This is a genomic window from Pseudomonas wenzhouensis (assembly GCF_021029445.1).
In the GTDB taxonomy this organism is placed as follows: domain Bacteria; phylum Pseudomonadota; class Gammaproteobacteria; order Pseudomonadales; family Pseudomonadaceae; genus Aquipseudomonas; species Aquipseudomonas wenzhouensis.
The window spans coordinates 263733-283899 of sequence record NZ_CP072610.1 but is presented as its reverse complement, the minus strand read 5'-3'; the positions used below and the strand labels follow the sequence as shown (position 1 = coordinate 283899).

Sequence of the window (20167 nt, the reverse complement as noted above, 5' to 3'; positions counted from 1 at the left end):
GATGCATGCAATTTGCACGATCAGCGCTGGCGCGGCAGCACCACGCTGAAGCAGGAACCCTCACCAAGCCGGCTGCTGAGTTCGATACGCCCGCCATGGGCCTGGACGATCTGCTCGCTGATGAACAGGCCAAGCCCCAACCCCTGGGCGACATGGGTGCCGGAAACGCGCTCGAACTGTTCGAACACCCGTCGCTGATCGGCCTCGGAAATACCCAGCCCCTGGTCACGCACCTCGGCACGCACCACATCGTCCAGCACCCGTACACGCACCGACACGGGCTTCCCTTCCCCGTAGCGCAGGGCATTGGTCAGCAGGTTGGCCAGTACCTGCTCGATGCGAAATTCGTCCATCAGCACCGGCGCCGGCCCCTCGACGTGCAGCTCGAGGTGGCTGCCGGTATGGGTGAACTGCGCGGCCAGCCCCTCGACCACGCTACCGGCCAGTTCACCGAGATCGCCCGGCTCAGGGCGCACGGACAGCTTGCCGGTGCGAATACGGGAGACGTCCAGCATGTCGTCGATCAGGCGGCTGAGGCTGCGAATCTGCCGCTCGTCACGGCGGATCATCTCCTGCAGCTTGTCGGCGCTGAAGGCGTCCATGCGCCCCTGCTCCAGACGCAGCCGGCGCAATTGCACGTCGAGGATCAGGCCATTGAGCGGGGTGCGCAGCTCGTGCGAAACGATGGACATGAACGCGTCACGCATCTGCACGGCTTTCTGCAATTCGGCCTGGGTCTCACGCAGCTCGGCAAGCAGCGCCTCCTGCTCACGGCGCGCCGCCTCGACCACCTCCAGTTGCAGGCTCAGCGCCTTGCGGTGGCGATACAGCTCGACGAACATCGCCACCTTGCTGCGCACTTCGAAGGGCGACAGTGGTTTGTGCAGGAAGTCCACCGCGCCGCTCTCGTAGCCACGGAAGGCGTAATCCATGTCACGCCCGACGGCGCTGACGAAGATGATCGGGATGTGCTTGGTCTTCTCCGTGCCGCGCATCAGCTCGGCCAGCTCGAAACCGTTCATGCCCGGCATCTTCACGTCGAGAATGGCCAGGGCAAATTCGTGCTCGAGCAGCAGCGACAGTGCTTCGTCGGCGCTGCTGGCCTGGAACAGGCTGCGATCCTCGCTCTTGATCAAGGCCTGCAGTGCCAGCAGGTTTTCCGGCAGGTCGTCGACGATCAACACCTTGGCTTCAATCTTCCTCAGCATGGCAGGGCATCCAGTTCGGCCAGCAGCAGGCGCATGGCGGTGATGGGTAGGAGAAAATCCGGTTCGAGCAATGCCAGCGCGGCGGCCGGCATGGTCGGCACCAGCGCATCGGCCGGTTCCTGTATGAGGGTCAGGCCACCGGCCTGTTGCACGGCCAGCAGGCCGGCTGCGCCATCCTCGTTGGCGCCAGTCAACAGCGCCGCCGCCAGTTGCTCGCCATAGGCATCGGCAGCGGACTCGAAGAGAATGTCGATCGACGGTCGCGAGAAATGCCGGGGCTCCTCACGGCTGAGGGAAAAGCTGTGGTCGCTTTCGATGGACAGGTGATAGCCAGCCGGCGCCACGTAGACCACACCAGGGCGCAGGTATTCCTTGTCCTCGGCTTCCTTGGCCGTCAGTTGCAGGCGCCGCTGCAGCAGGTCGGCGAGCAGGCTGTCGTTGCGATCCGGCACGTGCAGCAGGCACACCACCGGCAATCGATAGTCTGCCGGCAGGCCGTCGAGAAGGCCCAGCAGTGCTTCCACACCACCCGCCGAAGCGCCAATCAGCAGCGCCTGCAACGGCGCGCGAACCTGCCCACGCAGGTTGATGGATGGCCCGCTCATCGCTTGCGAAAAATCCGCTCGGGGCGCGACAGCGCCTCGAACTGCTGTGCGTAAGCGGAGAAGTCCAGACTTTCCTTGCTGCCCAGGCCGAGGAAGCCACGGTGGCAGAGCGACTCATGAAACAGGCCGAGGGCACGGTCCTGCAGGTCGCGGTTGAAGTAGATCAGCACATTGCGGCATGACACCAGATGGGTTTCGGCGAACACACTGTCGGTGGCCAGGCTGTGGTCGGCGAAGGTCACGTTGGCCCGCAGAAACTTGTCGAACAGCACCCGGTCGTAAGCCGCCGAGTAGTAGTCGGAAAACGCCCGCTTGCCGCCGGAGCGCTGATAATTCTGGGTATAGGTGCGCAGGTGGTCGAGGGCGAAGATGCCTTGCTCGGCCTTTTCCAGCGAGTGTGGATTGATGTCGGTGGCGTAGATCATGCTGCGTTCGAGCAGGCCTTCCTCATGCAGCAGGATGGCCAGCGAATACACCTCCTCGCCAGTGCTGCAGCCCGCTACCCAGATCTTCAGCGACGGGTAGGTGTGCAGCAGCGGCACCACCTGCTCACGCAGGGCAAGGAAGTATTCCGGGTCGCGGAACATCTCGCTGACCGGGATGGTGAGGTACTGCAACAACTGCATGAAGGCCTGCGGCTCGTGCAGGATGCGTTCCTGCAGCGCCGAGATGGTCGGGCAGTCGAGTTGCGTCTGCGCCTGACGCACACGGCGCTTGAGCGAGGCTTTCGAGTAGTCACGAAAGTCATAGCTGTAGCGCAGGTAGATCGCTTCGATCAGCAGGCGCAACTCGATCTCGTCCGGCATCAGAGACGCTCCAGTTTGGGCATCCACACGCGGATCAGGGAGAACAAACGATCCAGGTCGATGGGCTTGGCCAGGTAGTCATTGGCGCCGGCCTCGCGGCAGCGCTCCTGGTCATCCTTCATCGCCTTGGCGGTCACGGCGATGATCGGCAGGTTCTTCCAGCGTGGCTGCTGGCGGATCAGCCGGGTGGCCTCGTAGCCGTCCATCTCCGGCATCATCACGTCCATCAGTAACAGGTCGATGTCGTCGTGCTCGCGCAGCTTGGCCAGCGCCTCATGGCCGTTGCGCGCCACTTCCACCGAGGCGCCCTTCTGCTCCAGCGCGCTGGACAGGGCGAAGATGTTGCGCACATCGTCATCGACCAGCAGCAGGCGCCGACCCTCGAACAGCTTGTCGCGGCTGCGCGCGGTCTTGAGCATCTTCTGATGCTCGCTGGACAGCTCGGCCTCGACCTTGTGCAGGAACAGGGTGACCTCGTCGAGCAGGCGCTCCGGCGAGCGCGCGCCCTTGATGATGATCGAGCGCGAATACTTGAGCAGCTCGGCCTCTTCATCGCGGGTCAGGTTGCGCCCGGTGTAGACGATCACCGGCGGGAAGGAGCAGATGTCCTCCTCGGCCATGCGCCGCAGCAGCTCGTTGCCCTGCATGTCGGGCAGTTTGAGGTCGATGATCATGCAGTCGAAGACGGTCGTGCGCAGCTTCTCCAGCGCTTCGCCGGCCAGGGCCACGGCGGTGATCTCGATGTCTTCGTCGCCGATCAGGCGGGCCACGCTGTCGCGCTGCAGCGGGTCATCCTCGACCAGCAGCACGCGTTTGACCTGCTGGTTGAGCTTGGCCTCGAGCTTGCCGAACACGTCCTTGAGCTGGTCGCGGCTGGTAGGCTTGAGCGCGTAGCCGACGGCGCCCAGGTGCAGGGCGGCCTCGCTCTGATCCTCCACCGAAACGACGTGCACCGGAATATGCCGGGTCTGGGCGTCGTCCTTCAGACGCTGCAACACGCCGAGGCCGGAGCCGTCAGGCAGGCGCATGTCGAGCAGGATGGCGTCCGGGCGGTACTGCCGCGCCAGCTCCAGGCCTTCGTCGGCACAGGTGGCGACCAGGCAGGCGTAGCCCAGCTCGTGCGCCAGATCGAAGAGGATGCGGGCAAAGCGCACTTCGTCTTCGACCACCAGAATGCGGCGACCGCCACGCTCGTCGAGCTGTTCGCGATCATCGGCAAACGGCGCCGGGGTACGTGGCATGGGCGGCGCAGCAGGTGCTGGCGCGGGTTCGACCGCAGGCAAGGGCGCAGCGGACGGCAGGCTGACGGTGTTGGCCGGGCCCATGCGCTCAGGCAGCAACAGGGTGAAGGTACTGCCCTCACCCGGCACGCTGCTGACCGTGATCGAGCCACCCAGCAGCCTGGCCAGGTCACGCGAGATGGACAGCCCCAGGCCGGTGCCGCTGTAGCGACGATTGGTGGTGCCATCCGCCTGGCGGAAGGCCTCGAAGATCGCCTGCTGCTGATCCGCCGCAATGCCGATGCCGCTGTCGCGCACGGCGAAAGCCAGGGTCTGCTCATCCTGCCGCGACACGCTGAGCGTCACGCCACCACGGTCGGTGAACTTGAAGGCGTTGGACAGCAGGTTGCGCAGAATCTGCTCGGCACGCTGGCGATCGGTGAACAGTACCTGCGGCAGCTCGCCCTGCTGCACGATCTCGAAGTTCAGGCCGCGCTCGCCTGCCAGCGGCACGAACACATCGCGCAGGCCTTCCAGCATGCCCGCCAGCGGCGTGCGTTCCGGGCGCACCTCCAACTTGCCGGCTTCGACCTTGGCGATGTCGAGAATGTCATTGATCAGGTTGAGCAGATCGTTGCCGGCCGAGTAGATCGACTCGGCGAACTTGACCTGTTCCGCGTTGAGATTGCCCTCGGCGTTCTCGGCCAGCAGCTTGGCCAGGATCAGCGAGCTGTTGAGCGGCGTGCGCAGCTCATGACTCATGTTGGCGAGAAACTCGGACTTGTAGCGGCTGGCGCGCTGCAACTCTTCGGCACGCTCCTCCAGCTGCACCTGGATGCGACCCAGCGTGGTGTTGCGCTGGTCCAGCTCGTCACGCTGGTCAGCCAGGGTCTGCGCCTGTTCGGCGAGCTTCTCGTTGGTCTGCTCCAGCTCGGCCTGCTGAATTTCCAGATGCGCCTGGGACTCCTTGAGCACCCGCGCCTGCTGCTCCAGCTCCTCGTTGGCGGCGCGCAGTTCTTCCTGCTGGGTCTGCAGCTCCTCGTTGAGCTGCTGGGTCTGCGCCAGCACTTCCTGCAGGCGCTGGCGATAGCGCGCGGCCTCCAGAGCCACGCCGATATGGCTGGCGATGGCCTCGAGAAACTCGCGCTCACGGGGCTCCAGTACGCGCATGAAGGCCAGCTCGATCACGCCGTTGACCTGATCCTCGGACTGCAGCGGCAACAGGGCAACGCTTATCGGCTGGCCCTCCCCCAGACTCGAAGCGACCTTGATGTAATCGGCCGGCAGGTTATCCAGACAGACCAGACGACGACTGCGCGCAGCCTGGCCAACCAGCCCTTCACCACGATAGAAGTGCGCCCTGAGACTGGCATCGGCACTGAATCCGTAGCCGGCTAAACGCTGCAGATCACCGCTGCGGGCATCACGCAGGTACAGCGCACCGACGACACAATCGAGGTAGTCGGCCAGGAAGGCCAGGGAACGGTCGGCCAACTCCTGAACCTGCGGCTGGCCAAGCAGACGCTCCGACAGTTGCGTCTGGCCATCCCCCAGCCAGACCCGCCTGCGCTGCTGTTCGGCGTATTCGTCCTGCCTGGCCTTGGCCTGCGCATAGGTGTGCGAGAGGTTGAGCAGCTCGCGCCGGCCGAACAGGGCCAGCAGGGCGCTGAACAGGATGCTGACCACCAGATAGGTGCCTGCGCCCCAGAGCGTTCCGGTACTGACTTCACTGTTGCGCTGTTGGCGCAGCTCGCGCTCGCTGTTGATGAAGGCATCCAGCCCGCGGCGCATGCCATCGGTGAGGTTCTTGCCGCGCCCGCGCCCGACTTCAATCTGATAATTGCCACCCGCGCGCCGCTTTTCGATGACGTCCTGAGCGAACAGATCCCACTCTTCCTGCAGTGCCAACAGACGTTCGAGACGCTGCATCTGGGCCGGGTTGTCATCGACCATACCGATGAGCTGCTCGATCAGCGGGCGATACTTGCCACGCGCCTGCTCATAGGGCGCCAGGTAGTCCTCCTCGCCACTGAGCAGGTAGCCGCGCATGCCGGTTTCCAGATCCAGGGTCAGCTTGTACACCTCGCTGGCCCGGTTCAGCACCTGGTCCGTGTGCTCGACCCAGCGCACCACGTTCAGCAGGTAACCGATCAACAGCGCAAAGAACAGGGCACCCGCCAGCCCCAGGGCAAGCGGCAAGCCGACGTTACGATTGAGAATGCGGCGAAAACCCTGTTCGTCCATGGCGGACTCATTCGACATTGCACTGTCCATTGGCTGGTATCTCGCTTCTTCTTGTCGGTCCGGGGATGGCCTATGGCACACTCAACGCGCACCAACGCCGAAGTTTGCCAAACATTCGCGCATTCTGCGCACAGAAACAGAGAACCCCATGAGCGAAATCGACGCCCTCCCTGCCAAGACCATCCTGCTGGTGGAGGATGATCATGTGGTGCGCGAATTGACCACGGAAGTGCTCGCAGAGTTCGGTTATGGCGTGACGGCCCAACGCGACGCCGCCAGTGCGCTGGAACGGCTGCGCAGCGACCAGCATTTCGATCTGCTGATGACCGATATCGGCCTGCCCGGCATGGATGGTCGCGCCCTGGTCGCGGCGGCGCGGCAACTCAGGCCGGCTCTGCCCGTGCTGTTCGCCAGCGGCTATTACGAGCAGGAACTGCTCGACGAGGTGCGCGCACGCGACGCGAGCGCAGCGACCGACAGCATCGTCAAACCCTACGACTTCGGCCTGCTGGCCCAGCGTCTGAATGCGCTGCTGAACCAGTGAAACGCGCGCCGTCGATGCCGGCCTGCGCAGGCATGACGCCCCTGTCAGTGCTCCGTTCGGCTCAACCGGCAGCCTGCAGATTGAGCACCAGCAGGCGCGCGGCGGTTTCCGCATCCGGCTGGCCGTCATGGTTGGCTGGGCGATACTTCATCTGAAAGGCGGCGATGACGTTGCGTGTCGCTTCGTCCAGCTCACCATGCTGCGGCACCGTGTAGCCCTGCTGCGCCAGTTGTTCCTGGAACCACTGCACGCTGGGCAGGCTGGCGCTGAACAACGCCTGCTGGCGCGCCACGGCGTCCTCATCCGGCCAGGGCACCAGCCCTTCGTCAGCCAGACGCTTCCAGGGGAACAGCGGGCCCGGATCGACCTTACGCTGCGGCGCCACATCGCTGTGCGCGATGATCGAACCCAGCGGCAGCTGGTGGCGCTGGACGATATCCTTGAGCAGCACGATCAGGGTATCGATCTGCTGCGGCGAGAACGGCTGCCAGTAACGCCCGGCCGGCGTCTGGTAGTAGCCCTGGTTGACCAGCTCGATACCGATCGTGGTGCTGTTGAGCCAGGTGCGGCCCTTCCATTCGCTGACGCCAACATGCCAGGCGCGACGGTTCTCATCGACCAGACGATAGACGGTCGGCGGTGCATCACCGATCAGGTAGTGGCTGCTCACCTCGGTCTGCGTCAGCAGCTCGAGCGAGCGCTGCAGATCAGCGGAGGTGTAGTGCAGCACGACGTACTGCACGCGGCTGTTCTGGCCCGTCGCGGTGTGGCTGTCATCGATACGCAAGCCACCGCTACAGCCGGCAAGCAGAACGAGGGCAAGGGCAAGGCAAAGAGATTTCATGCGTGACCGAATACGCTCTGCAGGTTATCCAGCAGCATGTCGACGCTGAGCATGATCAGCAGCATGCCCATCAATCGTTCCACCGCCATCAACCCGCGATTACCGAGAAAACGCTGCAGGAACGACGCCTGCAACAGGATGAATGCCGTCGCCGCCCAGGCCAGGATCAGCGCCAGGTAAAGTTCCCAGAGCGGTCCGGTGTGGGTGTTGCGCAGGGTCATCAGCACTGCCAGGGCCGAAGGCCCGGCGACCGCCGGTGTAGCCAGCGGCACCAGCATCGGCTCACCGTCCGGTACATCACCGAGCAGGCCTTGCGGGCTGGGGAAAATCAGGCGCATGGCGATGACGAACAGGATGATAGCGCCGGCAATCGCCGTTGCCTCGCGTGACAACCCGAGGCTGCTGAGGAATTTGTCACCAAAGGTGAGGAATAGCAGCAGCAGGGCAAGGGCGAACAGCAGCTCGCGCGCGGCGATCCACAGGCGGCGACGCGGCTCGACGTTCTTCAGCGCGGCGATGTAGATGGCGATATTGCCAAATGGGTCGGTGACCAAAAAGATCAGCACGGCGATGCTGAAAATGTCCATGGGTATCTCCGCTGACAGGTGGACATAGTCTAGAGCCTGCGGGGGTCACCTCGCGAGTCGCACGCGTATTGGACTTGGCATTTTCAGCCGGCGTGAAATCTTAATGACCGAAAACGCAGCGACGGTCATGGGAACGACCATTCGTAAAATTGTATACAAAGTAGTAGCCAAGACAGCCACAAAATGTCTACATTGACCGCACAAGAACAACAGCGAGTAGTTTCCCATGACCTCCAACGCTCAGCGCCCCGAGGACGAGAACCTCGGTATCGGCTCCAATCTGCTCTATGGCCTGCAACACGTACTGACCATGTATGGCGGTATCGTCGCCGTGCCACTGATCGTCGGCCAGGCGGCTGGCCTGTCGCCGGCCGATATCGGCCTGCTGATCGCCGCCTCGCTTTTCGTCGGTGGCGCTGCCACTTTGCTGCAGACCATCGGCTTGCCGTTCTTCGGCTGTCAGTTACCGCTGGTGCAGGGCGTGTCGTTCGCCAGCGTCGCCACCATCGTGGCGATAGTCGGCGCCAATGGCGGTGAAGGCGGGCTGCCGGTGGTATTCGGCGCGGTGATAGGCGCAGCGGCGATCGGGCTGCTGATCACGCCGATCTTTTCCAAGATCACCAAGTTCTTCCCACCGCTGGTGACCGGCATCGTCATCACCACCATCGGCCTGACGCTGATGCCTGTCGCCGCGCGCTGGGCCATGGGCGGCAACAGCAGTGCAGCCGACTTTGGCAGCATGGCCAACATCGGCCTGGCCGCCTTCACCCTGACCACCGTGCTGCTGCTGAGCAAGGTCGGCAGCGCCACCATCTCGCGCCTGTCGATCCTGCTGGCCATGGTGATCGGCACCCTGGTGGCGGTGGCATTCGGCATGGCCGACTTTTCCAAGGTCAGCGAAGGGCCGGTGCTGGCCTTCCCGGCACCGCTACATTTCGGCATGCCGGTGTTCGAGGTGGCAGCGATCATCTCGATGCTGATCGTGGTGATGGTGATCCTGGTGGAAACCTCGGCCGACATCCTCGCCGTCGGCGACATCATCGACACCAAGGTCGACTCCAAACGCCTCGGCAACGGTTTGCGCGCGGACATGATCGCCAGTGTCGTTGCGCCGCTATTCGGCTCCTTCACCCAGAGCGCCTTCGCCCAGAACGTCGGCCTGGTTGCCGTGACTGGCGTGAAGAGCCGCTACGTGGTCGCCACCGGCGGGCTGATTCTGGTCACCCTTGGCCTGCTGCCCATCATGGGCCGGGTAATCGCTGCCGTGCCGACCTCGGTACTCGGTGGTGCCGGCATCGTGCTGTTCGGCACGGTCGCTGCCAGCGGTATCCGCACCCTGGCCAAGGTGGACTACCGCAACAACATGAACCTGGTGATCGTCGCCACCTCGATAGGTTTCGGCATGATTCCGATTGCCATGCCCAGCTTCTATCACCACTTCCCGGCCTGGTTCGAGACCATCTTCCACTCCGGCATCAGCTCGGCGGCGATCATGGCGATTCTGCTCAACCTGCTGTTCAACCACCTCACCGCGGGCAATTCCGACCAACAGTCGGTATTCGTCGCCGGCACTGAACGCAGCCTGCGTTACCGCGATATCGCCGCCCTGCACGACGGCGACCACTTCATCGGCGGCAAGCTGTATGACGCACAGGGTAATGAGGTGCCGCTGCGCGACGATGATGAGCACACGGCACCGGCGCGCACCAGCAGGACGCGAGCCGAGGTAACGACCTGAGCACGCCGGGCAGTTGATGGCGAACCGCAGCCGGGGGCTTAGGCCTGTTCGATGCGGTTACGCCCGGCGCCCTTGGCGCGATACAGCGCCTGATCGGCACGCTCGAAGGCCGCTTCGGGCGTTTCGCCATCGCGAAACTCGGCGATACCGGCAGAAAGGGTAATGGTCACCGGCTCGCCCTTGAAATGGAACGGGCAGGCCTCGATTGCCGCGCGCAGGATTTCCAGCAGCTGTACGCCACCCGCCAATGGCGTTGCCGGAATCAGCAGGACGAACTCCTCACCACCGAAGCGGGCCATGAAGTCGGTCTTGCGCAAACGCTTGCTGAGCTCGCCGGCGATGATCTTCAGCACCCGATCACCGGCCAGGTGACCATAGCCATCGTTGATGCGCTTGAAGTGATCGATATCCAGCACCGCCAGCAGCAACTGCCCGCCATAGCGCTGGCGCCGGGCAACTTCCAGCTCCAGCCGCTCGATCCAGGCCGCACGGTTGGGCAGCCCGGTAAGCGGGTCAAGCAAGGATTTCTGCCGCTGCTCCTCGATATGCTCGCGAAACTGCTGCGCCTCCTGCTCCATCTCGGCGACACGCCTGACCAGCCCCTGCAGACGCTCGGCCACCTCCGCTTCACTGCTGTCGCGCTGGCGCTGATGGTTGCTGACACTCTGCAGCAGGCCTTCCAGACGCTGCTCCAGCGCCTGTTTGAGAGATTCCAGATCGGACGCTTCCTGCACGCTGCTTTGCAGGTCACTGACCTGATCACGCAGTTGCTGGTTGAAGCTGCGCGTGCTTTCCAGCGATGCGCTGTAACCCTCGCTGGCGGCATTGAGTGTGCCGATGAAGACGGCCAGGCGCTCGTTGAGCTGCTTGAGATAACCGGCAAACTCACGCTGACCGCTGTCACTGACCGCCAACACCAGCACGGCCAGGTCATCGAGCACCGGTACCAGTTCATACCAGTTGAGGTTGCCTTGCAGGCGCAGGCGCAGGGCTTCGCCTTGCGGCTGGTGGCGCGCCGGCAGCTCGAGCTCATCCAGCAGATTGCGCAAGCTGCCGGCGATGTGCGGGGCGACCGCACTGTACCCAGGCTCACTGCTGGGCAGGGAAAACGGGCTGTCACCCGGCTCCTGCTGCGGCACCAGGCCAGGCGGCAGCGGCAAACTGTCGAGCGCAGGAGGGGCGTCAGGTAACGGGCGCGGAGCCGGCTCGCGAGTCAGCACAGCGGCACTGGCAGGCAACTGACTGGCGGGCGCCGAGGTCTCCGGGGTAGAAGCCAGCTCAGCGACCTCATCCGCCGCCTGCGCGCTGCTCTGCTCGTCGTCGCTGCTCTCGGCGCGCGCACCGAACAGCCGCTGCAACAACCCGGGCTGTTCCTGAACCGGGCTTTGCAGCACGGTCAGCGCCTGTCCTTGCAGATTGCTCAGCTGACTGAGCAGGGCCGGCAACAGATACTGATGACTGGTGGCATCCTGCAGTTGCTTGCCGAGGGACTTGAGCGCCTTACGTACTTCACGCGGCGGCTGCAGACGTTGCAGTTGCTCGATCAGCCCGGCCAGGGCCGTAGCCGCTTCACCGGCACGCTGCTGACGGCGCTGCTCGGAATCCAGCACGGCCTTTTCCAGACGCGGGATCAGCCCGCCGAGCGCGGCGTCCATGTCATCGCGGCGCAGGATTTCACGCATTTCCTGCATGCACTGATCAACCGCCTTGTCCGCACCCTCGGCCGCCAGAGTGCTGCGCACCAGGCCACGGCGCAGCAGATCCAGGCGCAACTCCCAACGGCGCTCGAGCTTTTCCTGCTGCTCAAGGCTGCTCAGGTACTTGTCTTTCCAGCGTTGCGCGTCATCGCTCATACGGCTTACTCGGGAGATGGCGTTTTCAGCATAGGCAGTTGCGCAGCATTCTGTGCTGCCGGCAAGCGAATTTCCACGGCTACCGGCAGGTGATCGGAAATTGGCTGGCTGAGTACGTCGACACGCCCCAGTTCAAGTTCGGAACTGAGCAGGATATGGTCAAGACAGCGCTGCGGTCGCCAACTCGGGAAGGTCGCCTCAACCTGCGGCGCGAGCAGGCCAAGATCACGCAGCGGCGAATTTTCCAGCAGGTCGACGGCATGGGTATTCATGTCGCCCATCAGCACCAGATGGCGAAACTCGCTGACCCGCTCACGGATATAGGCCAGTTGCCGGGTGCGGGTACGAGCGCCCAGGGCCAGGTGCATCATCACCACCCCCAGTGCGTGCTCGCCCTCTCCCAGCCGCAGAAAGATCGCACCGCGCCCAGGCGGCCCGGGCAGTGGATGATCTTCCAGCAAGGTGGGACGCAAGCGGCTGAGTACGCCGTTGCTGTGCTGGGCGAGGCGCCCGAGATTGCGATTGAGCTGTTGGTACCAGAAGGGAAAGGCGCCCTGCTGGGCCAGGTACTCGACCTGATTGATATAACCCGAGCGCAGGCTGCCGCCATCGACCTCCTGCAACGCCACCAGATCGAAATCGGCGAGCAGATCACCGATGCGCTGAAGATTGCCGGCACGCCCGGCATGAGGCAACAGATGCTGCCAACTGCGCGTCAGGTAGTGGTGGTAACGCTGGGTATTGATGCCGACCTGAACATTGAAACTGAGCAAGCGCAATAGGCCGTCAGCTGGCCAGTCGGCATGGGGCGAGGAGTACGGGTTGATCTGCGGGTCGCACAGACCAACCGCACGTGTCTTTCGCCAGCGGCGCAACATGCTTCGCGCCTGCGGCCGCTTAGAGCGCGGCACGCTCCTTGGCGATCAGGTGATCGGCGACTTCCAGCGTCTGCTGCGGGCCACCGGCCGAACCCAGGTCAAAGCGGTACTTGCCACCGACGATCATCACCGGCACACCCGTGATCTGGTAGGCCATGGCCAGTTTCTTGGCCTTTTCCATCTGGCCTTTGACGGCGAAGGAATTGAAGGTCTTGAGGAAGGCTTCGCGATCGACACCCTGAGTGGCGACGAAATCGGCGAACTCTTCAGCCGAGGCCAGTTTCTTCTTCTCCTGGTGGATGGCGGTGAACACGGCGTCATGCACCTTGTGCTCGACCTTCATGCTTTCCAGGGTGATGAACGCCTGACCGTGGACGTTCCAGATCCCACCGAACAGCGCCGGCACACGAACGAAGTTGACGTCATCCGGCAGTTTTTCGACCCAGGGGTTGAGGGTCGCTTCGAACTGGTAGCAATGCGGGCAGCCGTACCAGAACAGCTCGACCACTTCGACCTTGCCAGGCTTGGACACCGGCACCGGGCTCTTCAGCTCGACATACTGCTGGCCGGCCACCGGCTCGGCATGGGCAGTAAGACCGAACAGGCTGCTGATCGCCAGAGCGGCGCCAAAAATCAGGTTACGCATGGGGTACTCCTCAACTGGATAAGCGTCGCCCTGGTGGCGATTCGAGACTATGACTCGCTACCGCTGAGCCGGTTCCGCCCATTGTAGCCATCACGCCTATGAAAAAGGGTGGCCGCAGCCACCCTTTGTCTTGCCAAACGCAACAGCGGTCTATCAGTGCAGACCCTGGATAAAGCTGGCCAGCGCCTCGATATCCTTGTTGCTCAGCTTGGCCGCAATGGAACGCATGATCATCGCGTCGCCATCGTTGGTGCGGTTGCCTTCACGGAAATCGGTCAGCTGCTTGGCGGTGTACTGCGCATGCTGACCACCCAGGTGCGGGTAACCAGCGGCGGCAAGACCGGCACCGTTAGGCGCATGGCAACCAATGCAGGCCGGCATGCCTTCTTCCAGCTTGCCGCCACGGAACAGCGCTTCACCACGCTCGACCAGCTTGGGATCGGCAGCGCCGACGCTCATCTTCTGGCTGGCGAAATAGGCGGCGATGTCAGCCATGTCCTGATCGCTGAGATTGTCCAGCATACCGGTCATTTCAATGATCGGACGGGCGCCGGACTTGATGTCGTGCAGCTGCTTGAGCAAGTAACGCTCGCCCTGACCGGCCAGCTTGGGAAAGTTTGGCGCAGGGCTATTGCCATCGACACCATGGCAGGCACCACAGACAGCAACTTTGCCCTGACCGGCTTCGGCATCGCCAGCAGCCTGTGCCACGCCGGTGAGGCCCAGGGTCAACAGCAGACTCACGAGTACTTTGTTCATCAGCTAATCCAATTACGGCTAAGAGAGAAAGGGTTATCGGGCGGGATTGCTCATTCGGTCATCAACTTGATGACCGCCTGGTAATCCTCGGCCGAGCAGTCCATGCACAAACCACGCGGCGGCATGGCGTTCAAACCATTGGTGACGCTCTGCACCAGTGCATCCATACCCTTGGCCAGACGTGGTTCCCAAGCGGTCTTGTCGCCCTTCTTGGGCGCCGTGGGAATCTGGCCGTTGTGGCATACACCACAGGAACGGTCATACACAGCTTGCGCATCCTGTGCAGCATGGCCACTCAAGGACAGGGTCATGAGGGTAGCGGCGAGCAGCAGTTTCTTCATCAGATCAACCTCATCAGGGTGGGAACGTCCTGCTTTCTATCGAGCAGAGAGTTGATCGCTCCCGAAATTGGGTTCCTGCGGGTGGGACAAAGCGCACACAAAATCTGCGGCATTATATACTGGCAACACTGAAACGGAAACGACGCCACCTGCCGCCCCACCACCAGTGCAGCAGGTGCGCGGAAATGTCGCAAGCCCTGAACAGCACAAGAGCACGTCCAAATCCAGGCAAGGCAGTCAGCATAGCGCGCAACGATCAACGGCAATTACCATCAGGGTAGAGCTCGGCTGATACCGGCGCCGCGAGTTGGCCAACACCTCCACCTCATCACCAATACATGGCGCTGAGCGAGTATTTACCCTAGCACCGCCCCTGGCTGGTTTGGCAAAGCCCCTGACACATCACCGGATACCCCCATGCTCCCGAAGAACCCCATCATCGGCCTGTGCCAGCAGGCCAGCTTTCTCATCAGCGCTGCCAAGGTCGATCAATGCCCCGAGGACAGCGGCCTTGAGGTAGCCTTCGCCGGTCGCTCAAACGCCGGCAAGTCCAGCGCGCTCAATACTCTGACCCACGCCAGCCTGGCGCGCACCTCGAAGACGCCGGGGCGCACGCAGTTGCTCAACTTCTTCCGCTTAGATGACGAACGTCGTCTGGTCGACCTGCCGGGTTACGGCTATGCCAAGGTACCGATCCCGCTCAAGCAGCACTGGCAGAAACATCTGGAAGCGTATTTGGGCAGCCGCGAGAGCCTCTGCGGCCTGGTGCTGATGATGGACATCCGCCACCCACTGACCGAGTTCGACTGCATGATGCTCGACTGGTCGGTGGCCAGCGGCATGCCACTGCACATCCTGCTGACCAAGGCCGACAAGCTGGCCTTCGGCGCAGCGAAGAATGCGCTGCTCAAGGTACGCCAAGACATTCGCAAGCAATGGGGCGAAGGCATCAGCATCCAGCTGTTCTCGGCACCCAAGCGCATGGGCGTGGAAGAGGCGCAGATGGTCCTGGCCGGCTGGCTGGATCTGTTGCCGGGGGAAGATGAAGAAACCCCGGCGCAGTGAGTCGCAAGGTGCGCTGCGCGCAGCAAGCCCTTACGAGCATAGCCTCAATTGGCAGGAGCCCCGCCCCGGAGCGAAGCTCCGGGGCTCGACACTGACTCAGGGGCGCATGAAGCTGTAGTCGCGATCATCGTCGAGGTTGTCGGCGAGAAACTGCAATTCGCTGGCCAGCTCCTGGGGGTCACGCAGCGCCTTGTTCTGCTGCACGATTTCCGCCAGCAGCGCACGCAATACCATCAGGCGCTCGAAACCCTGGGCTTCGCCGTCGCGCAAATCATCGTGCAGGGCGTTTCTGGCCCAGCTGTGAATACTCATGTTCAAGTCCCTCGTAGGCGTTTTGCACAGCATGCCGGCAGGCCCGTTGCGACCCTTGATCCGGATCAATCCGACCAGCGCCATTCAACCGAGCAATACAACGCCATTCATGCGTCTCGATCGTTCTCCTTCCAGGGCGCCTGCAGGTAGCGGCTGCGATTGAAGGTTTCCAGCCAGTCTGGGTAGAACACCACCAGCGCGGTGACGATGGTGCCGTTGATAAAGGCTTCAGGGAACGCCACCAGCCACAGGTAGCCGGCGAAATCGTCGAGCCAGGGCGGCATTGGGAACAGCCCATCCATCCATAGCAGGGCAAGGCCGCCGAGCAGCGTCAGCAGCGTGGCCAGCGCCGCCGGGAAAAAGCCACAGAAGAAGATGTAGACAAACAGGTTGCGCGACTGTGCGCGCTCGACACGGATGGCGCACAACTCGGTAACCAACACGGGGATCAGCACCAGTAGCACGCCGTTGATACCGAGCGAAGCCAGGTCCATGCGTCCGACAGCCAGCAGGCCGAGCTGCGCGGCCAGACCGGCGAGCACGGCCAGTGGCCAGTCGAGCAGCAACGTCACAGCGGTCATGCCGATGAAGTGATAGGAGAGCCCGGAGTCGAAATCGCGACGCACCAACCACAGCAGAAACAGCGCCAGCATGGTGCCGAACAGCAGATGCTGGCGGCGCAAATCACTGAACAGCTCGACCCAGGGCGCCCGCGCCACCGCCCAAAACAGCGCCAGCCCGTAGATCAACCAGCCCCCGAGCAGGGTGGAGAAGGCCAGCAGGTTGGAAGCGATCATGCGTACGCACCCTTTTCTTCATTCGTTGGCGTGCCGGGCAGTTTACACCGGCCTCGTGGCGAAACGGACCGCCGCACAAACAGCACCCGGGAAACCGGCTCTGCCATTGCACTGTGCCGTATGGCTACCTGCCTGATTCGTCCCTGCACGGAAGTGACGCTGGTCTTCGGCGCTCAAGCCCCGCCGAGCACTGGCACGCAATGCAGCGCTGCGGCTAAGCTTTGGCCATGGACGACTCCGACTACCTGCGCCTACTCACGCATCAGGCCGAACAGGCCAACGCCTTCCTTTCCAACGCGAAGAAATGGGAGCGCGAACGCTGGGTTTGTCAGCGCCTGCTGCAAGCGCTGAACGTGCGCCATCATCACGACGATTTCGCCCCCAGCAGCCAGGAGCCGCCGGACGTGCTGTTTCGTGATGCCAATTTCGAGGTGTTCTTCGTCCTCGATGAAGGGCGGCGCCTCAATGACGAATGGCGTGCCGAACTGGAACGACGCCGCAGCGCCTTCTCCCTGAGCCAACTGGTGCGCCGCGAGGCCCGCCCCCGGCGGATTGCCGCCAGCGAAATGCAGGCACGCCTGGCGCCCACCTTGCGCAAGAAGGCGCATAACTACCGCGAGCGCGGCATCGATCCAGGCGAACTCGATCTGGTCGCCTTCGTCAGCCTCAAGCGCGCGGTGCTCGACTGCAACAGCCATTTCCCGCCACCCACCGAGTACCTGCGTCAGGGCTGGCGCTCGCTGTCACTGGTTGGCCCGCGCTTCGCCCGTGTGCTGTTCGCCCACCCGGATGCCCCGGATTTTCTGCGCCAGAACCTCGGCCGCAGCCTGCTGTTCGATATTGGTATCGGCCTGTGAGTATACTGCCGCAATTGCTCGCCGACGTACCGCAAGTCGGCCAGGTGCGCTGGCTGGGTGTACGCCCCAGACCACGCGAGGCGATGCTCGAAGTCGAGGCCGTGGAAGCCCGCCGCGAGGCCGGCCTGACCGGCGACCACAGCCGCCCCGGAGCGCGCAATGCACGACAGGTGACCCTGATTCAGTGGGAACACCTGGCCGTGGTCGCCGCCCTGCTCGGTCGTGGTGCGCCCATGCCGCCCGGCGAGCTACGCCGCAATATCGCGGTTGCCGGCATCAACCTGTTCAGCCTCAAGGGCCGGCGCTTTCGCATCGGCCAGGCGCTATTGGAAACCACTGGCTGGTGCCAACCCTGCGCAAAACTGGAGGAACGCCTGGGGCGCGGCACCTTCCAGGCCATGCGTGGCCATGGTGGCATCACGGCACGGGTGATCGAGGGCGGCATCATCCGCCTGCACGACAGCATCAGCGTACACCCCCTGCATGCACCCCTTGACCTGCAGGACAGCAGCGCTCGCCAAGGCTGGCGACCACGCCTAGAATGAGCGCATCACTGCAGAGGCCCTCCTCATGACCAGCCGCCTGAGCCCCGAAGATCAGCAGAAAGTCGACCAGTACCTGAGTGCACCGCAGCACCAGGTGGAGCGTCAGCCCTTTCGCGTCTGGCGCCTGCTCGGCGTGGTGTTGCTCATCGTCATCGGCCTGGGCCTGCTGAGCCGTTTTCTGAGTGGATTGGTGCTATGAGCTGCCTTGCGCTCGCCCTCTCGCACTCACACCGCCTTTATCAAAGCCTTGTGAGCATCATCATCCATGTCCCATCGTATCGTGATTGTCGGCGGCGGCGCCGGCGGCTCGGAGCTGGCCACCCGCCTGGGTAGAACACTCGGCAAGCGTGGCGCCGCGAAGATCATCCTGGTCGACGCCAACCTCACTCACATCTGGAAACCGCTGCTGCACGAAGTCGCTGCCGGCTCGCTGAACTCCTCGGAAGACGAACTGAACTACGTGGCCCAGGCCAAGTGGAATCATTTCGAGTTTCAGCTTGGGCGCATGTCCGGGCTCGACCGTGCCAGCAAGACCATCACCCTGGCGCCCACCCTGGACGATGACGGCCAGGTATTGGTGCCTGAACGGCGCATTCCCTATGACAGCCTGGTGCTCGCCGTCGGCAGCTCGACCAATGACTTCGGCACGCCAGGCGCCGCCGAGCACTGCATCTTCCTCGATACACGGGCGCAGGCCGAGCGCTTTCACCGGCGCATGCTCAGCCACTACTTGCGGGCGCATGCCAACGAAGGCACGAGTGGCTCGCAGATCGATATCGCCATCGTCGGCGCGGGCGCCACGGGCGTCGAACTGGCAGCCGAACTGCACCATGCCGCCAAGCAGCTAGCCGCCTATGGGCTCAACCGCATTCGCCCCGAGGACATGCGCATCACCCTCATCGAGGCCGGCCCGCGCGTGCTGCCGGCGCTACCCGAACGCATCGCCCGTCCAGTCCACCAGACCCTGGAAAAACTCGGTGTCACCGTACTGACCGGCGCAGCCGTCAGCGAGGTGACGGCCGAAGGCTTGCATACCGCCGACGGCAATTTCATCCCGGCCAGCCTGAAAGTCTGGGCTGCCGGTATTCGCGCCCCTGGCTTCCTCAAGGATCTCGATGGCCTGGAAAGCAACCGCATCAACCAGCTGCAGGTACGCCCAACCCTGCAAACCACGCTGGATGACGATGTATTTGCCTTCGGTGACTGCGCAGCCTGCCCACAGCCAGGCCAGGAAGGTCGCAACGTGCCGCCACGCGCCCAGGCCGCTCATCAGCAGGCATCGTTACTGGCCAAATCGCTGCGCCTGAAGATCGCCGGCCAGGCATTGCCGGAATATCGCTATCGCGACTATGGCTCGCTGATCTCGCTGTCGAGCTTCTCGGCAGTCGGCAACCTGATGGGCAACCTGACCGGTAGCGTGATGCTCGAAGGCTGGCTGGCGCGGATGTTCTACGTGTCGCTGTACCGCATGCACCAGATGGCACTGTATGGCGTACCTCGCACCCTGCTGCTGATGCTCAGCGACCGCCTCGGACGCAGCACCGAACCGCGCCTGAAGCTGCATTGATAGCGGCCGCCATGCGGCCTTCTGATGCCCGCCTCCCCCGTCCCGCAAGCGATAGAAGGGAAACAAGCAAGTCTCGTAGGGTGGGCTTCAGCCCACGTCCACCACAGCGGGTGGGCTAAAGCCCACCCTACGAGCTGAAGCGTCCGCACGGAGAATGTTGGAATTGCCGCTGCAGACAGTCGGTTGCCCGTGGTGCGCATGGCGCACCTAGGCGAAGCAGCCAGCGCGGCCGCGGCAATGCGAGGCGGCCTGTACCGCGTGAAACACAGAAACGACGAAGCCCGCACTAGGCGGGCTTCATCGTTGTATATGGTGGGTCGTGTAGGATTCGAACCTACGACCAATTGGTTAAAAGCCAACTGCTCTACCAACTGAGCTAACGACCCAAAAATGGTCGGGGTAGGGGGATTCGAACTCCCGACATCTTGCTCCCAAAGCAAGCGCGCTACCGGACTGCGCTATACCCCGATTGGAAGTTGGCTCCGCGACCTGGACTCGAACCAGGGACCCAATGATTAACAGTCATTTGCTCTACCGACTGAGCTATCGCGGAACTTCGGTCTTCCAGCTCTGCTGCGTTTGGCTTTCGCTTTACCGCATTAGAGGCGCGCCATTTTACGTAGCAAATTCCCCCTGTCAACCCCTGCAAACTGCTTTTATGACAATGCTTTGCAGCCAGACTATGAACTACTATAGATAGCATCGAACTGCAGCACGACGCAGGACGCGCCAGCCGACGACGTAGCCAGGA

The 20167-nt window shown here is 63.1% G+C and carries 20 protein-coding genes and 3 tRNA genes; 7 read left to right on the top strand and 16 right to left on the bottom strand.

Annotation, left to right across the window (positions count from 1 at the left end; all coding sequences use genetic code 11):
• Positions 1 to 20: 20 nt before the first annotated feature.
• Genes J7655_RS01355 through J7655_RS01340 form a run of 4 tightly spaced genes read right to left on the bottom strand, consistent with a single transcriptional unit; the run spans position 21 to position 6101 of the window.
• Positions 21 to 1208: a hybrid sensor histidine kinase/response regulator gene (locus tag J7655_RS01355; protein ID WP_230926233.1), complete on the bottom strand. Its 1188-nt coding sequence runs from the start codon at positions 1206 to 1208 to the stop codon at positions 21 to 23.
• The gene (locus J7655_RS01350) at positions 1202 to 1813 is read right to left on the bottom strand and encodes a chemotaxis protein CheB (RefSeq protein WP_230926232.1); all 612 of its coding nucleotides are present in this window, start codon (positions 1811 to 1813) and stop codon (positions 1202 to 1204) included. The genes J7655_RS01355 and J7655_RS01350 overlap by 7 nt, the downstream gene beginning before the upstream one ends.
• Positions 1810 to 2619 carry a CheR family methyltransferase gene (locus J7655_RS01345; RefSeq protein ID WP_230926231.1) on the bottom strand — a complete coding sequence of 270 codons (810 nt, stop codon included), beginning with the start codon at positions 2617 to 2619 and terminating at the stop codon, positions 1810 to 1812. The genes J7655_RS01350 and J7655_RS01345 overlap by 4 nt, the downstream gene beginning before the upstream one ends.
• The gene (locus J7655_RS01340; RefSeq protein WP_230926230.1) at positions 2619 to 6101 is read right to left on the bottom strand and encodes a response regulator; all 3483 of its coding nucleotides are present in this window, start codon (positions 6099 to 6101) and stop codon (positions 2619 to 2621) included. Before J7655_RS01340 ends, J7655_RS01345 begins: the two co-directional genes overlap by 1 nt.
• A 130-nt stretch (positions 6102 to 6231) precedes the next feature.
• On the opposite strand from J7655_RS01340, the gene J7655_RS01335 reads away from it, so the two are divergent.
• Positions 6232 to 6627 carry a response regulator gene (locus J7655_RS01335; RefSeq protein WP_230926229.1) on the top strand — a complete coding sequence of 132 codons (396 nt, stop codon included), beginning with the start codon at positions 6232 to 6234 and terminating at the stop codon, positions 6625 to 6627.
• Positions 6628 to 6688: 61 nt separating this feature from the next.
• Here the strand turns inward: J7655_RS01335 and J7655_RS01330 are convergent, their stop codons facing one another.
• Both J7655_RS01330 and J7655_RS01325 read right to left on the bottom strand, forming a co-directional pair.
• Positions 6689 to 7471: an N-acetylmuramoyl-L-alanine amidase gene (locus J7655_RS01330; RefSeq protein WP_230926228.1), complete on the bottom strand. Its 783-nt coding sequence runs from the start codon at positions 7469 to 7471 to the stop codon at positions 6689 to 6691.
• On the bottom strand, positions 7468 to 8058 hold the full coding sequence (locus tag J7655_RS01325; protein WP_230926227.1) for a MarC family protein: 591 nt from the start codon (positions 8056 to 8058) through the stop codon (positions 7468 to 7470). The genes J7655_RS01330 and J7655_RS01325 overlap by 4 nt, the downstream gene beginning before the upstream one ends.
• A 226-nt stretch (positions 8059 to 8284) precedes the next feature.
• On the opposite strand from J7655_RS01325, the gene J7655_RS01320 reads away from it, so the two are divergent.
• Positions 8285 to 9796 carry a nucleobase:cation symporter-2 family protein gene (locus tag J7655_RS01320; RefSeq protein ID WP_230926226.1) on the top strand — a complete coding sequence of 504 codons (1512 nt, stop codon included), beginning with the start codon at positions 8285 to 8287 and terminating at the stop codon, positions 9794 to 9796.
• A gap of 38 nt (positions 9797 to 9834) precedes the next feature.
• Here the strand turns inward: J7655_RS01320 and J7655_RS01315 are convergent, their stop codons facing one another.
• The 5 genes from J7655_RS01315 to J7655_RS01295 form a co-directional block, all read right to left on the bottom strand.
• Positions 9835 to 11649: a GGDEF domain-containing protein gene (locus tag J7655_RS01315; RefSeq protein ID WP_230926225.1), complete on the bottom strand. Its 1815-nt coding sequence runs from the start codon at positions 11647 to 11649 to the stop codon at positions 9835 to 9837.
• Between the two features lie 5 nt (positions 11650 to 11654).
• Positions 11655 to 12527, bottom strand: coding sequence for an endonuclease/exonuclease/phosphatase family protein (locus J7655_RS01310; RefSeq protein WP_230926224.1), 873 nt, complete (start codon positions 12525 to 12527; stop codon positions 11655 to 11657).
• Between the two features lie 19 nt (positions 12528 to 12546).
• Positions 12547 to 13173 (bottom strand): thiol:disulfide interchange protein DsbA/DsbL, encoded by a 627-nt coding sequence (locus J7655_RS01305; protein WP_230926223.1) that lies wholly within the window; start codon positions 13171 to 13173, stop codon positions 12547 to 12549.
• Between the two features lie 153 nt (positions 13174 to 13326).
• Positions 13327 to 13932 carry a c-type cytochrome gene (locus tag J7655_RS01300; RefSeq protein WP_147811455.1) on the bottom strand — a complete coding sequence of 202 codons (606 nt, stop codon included), beginning with the start codon at positions 13930 to 13932 and terminating at the stop codon, positions 13327 to 13329.
• Between the two features lie 50 nt (positions 13933 to 13982).
• The gene (locus tag J7655_RS01295) at positions 13983 to 14273 is read right to left on the bottom strand and encodes a c-type cytochrome (protein WP_230926222.1); all 291 of its coding nucleotides are present in this window, start codon (positions 14271 to 14273) and stop codon (positions 13983 to 13985) included.
• 417 nt (positions 14274 to 14690) lie between these two features.
• On the opposite strand from J7655_RS01295, the gene yihA reads away from it, so the two are divergent.
• A complete protein-coding gene (gene yihA / locus J7655_RS01290; RefSeq protein ID WP_230926221.1) occupies positions 14691 to 15338 on the top strand; it encodes a ribosome biogenesis GTP-binding protein YihA/YsxC in 648 nt (215 codons plus the stop codon).
• Between the two features lie 96 nt (positions 15339 to 15434).
• On the opposite strand, the gene J7655_RS01285 is transcribed toward yihA, so the two are convergent.
• A complete protein-coding gene (locus J7655_RS01285) occupies positions 15435 to 15650 on the bottom strand; it encodes a hypothetical protein (protein ID WP_230926220.1) in 216 nt (71 codons plus the stop codon).
• A gap of 107 nt (positions 15651 to 15757) precedes the next feature.
• Positions 15758 to 16447 carry an energy-coupling factor ABC transporter permease gene (locus J7655_RS01280; RefSeq protein ID WP_230926219.1) on the bottom strand — a complete coding sequence of 230 codons (690 nt, stop codon included), beginning with the start codon at positions 16445 to 16447 and terminating at the stop codon, positions 15758 to 15760.
• A 227-nt stretch (positions 16448 to 16674) separates the two neighbouring features.
• On the opposite strand from J7655_RS01280, the gene J7655_RS01275 reads away from it, so the two are divergent.
• The 4 genes from J7655_RS01275 (at position 16675) to J7655_RS01260 (ending at position 19416) form a co-directional block, all read left to right on the top strand.
• Positions 16675 to 17304: a DUF1780 domain-containing protein gene (locus J7655_RS01275; RefSeq protein ID WP_230926218.1), complete on the top strand. Its 630-nt coding sequence runs from the start codon at positions 16675 to 16677 to the stop codon at positions 17302 to 17304.
• On the top strand, positions 17301 to 17849 hold the full coding sequence (locus J7655_RS01270) for an MOSC domain-containing protein (RefSeq protein WP_230926217.1): 549 nt from the start codon (positions 17301 to 17303) through the stop codon (positions 17847 to 17849). Before J7655_RS01275 ends, J7655_RS01270 begins: the two co-directional genes overlap by 4 nt.
• Before the next feature lie 25 nt (positions 17850 to 17874).
• Positions 17875 to 18048 carry a DUF3094 family protein gene (locus J7655_RS01265; RefSeq protein WP_230926216.1) on the top strand — a complete coding sequence of 58 codons (174 nt, stop codon included), beginning with the start codon at positions 17875 to 17877 and terminating at the stop codon, positions 18046 to 18048.
• 66 nt (positions 18049 to 18114) lie between these two features.
• Entirely contained in the window at positions 18115 to 19416 is a 1302-nt protein-coding gene (locus J7655_RS01260) for an NAD(P)/FAD-dependent oxidoreductase (RefSeq protein ID WP_230926215.1), read from the top strand.
• A gap of 310 nt (positions 19417 to 19726) precedes the next feature.
• On the opposite strand, the gene J7655_RS01255 is transcribed toward J7655_RS01260, so the two are convergent.
• The 3 genes from J7655_RS01255 to J7655_RS01245 all read right to left on the bottom strand — a co-directional run bounded on the left by J7655_RS01255 (position 19727) and on the right by J7655_RS01245 (position 19969).
• Positions 19727 to 19802: transfer RNA gene (locus J7655_RS01255), tRNA-Lys, on the bottom strand.
• 5 nt (positions 19803 to 19807) lie between these two features.
• Positions 19808 to 19884 (bottom strand) — tRNA-Pro (locus tag J7655_RS01250).
• Positions 19885 to 19893: 9 nt separating this feature from the next.
• Positions 19894 to 19969 (bottom strand) — tRNA-Asn (locus J7655_RS01245).
• Between the last annotated feature and the right edge of the window lie 198 nt (positions 19970 to 20167).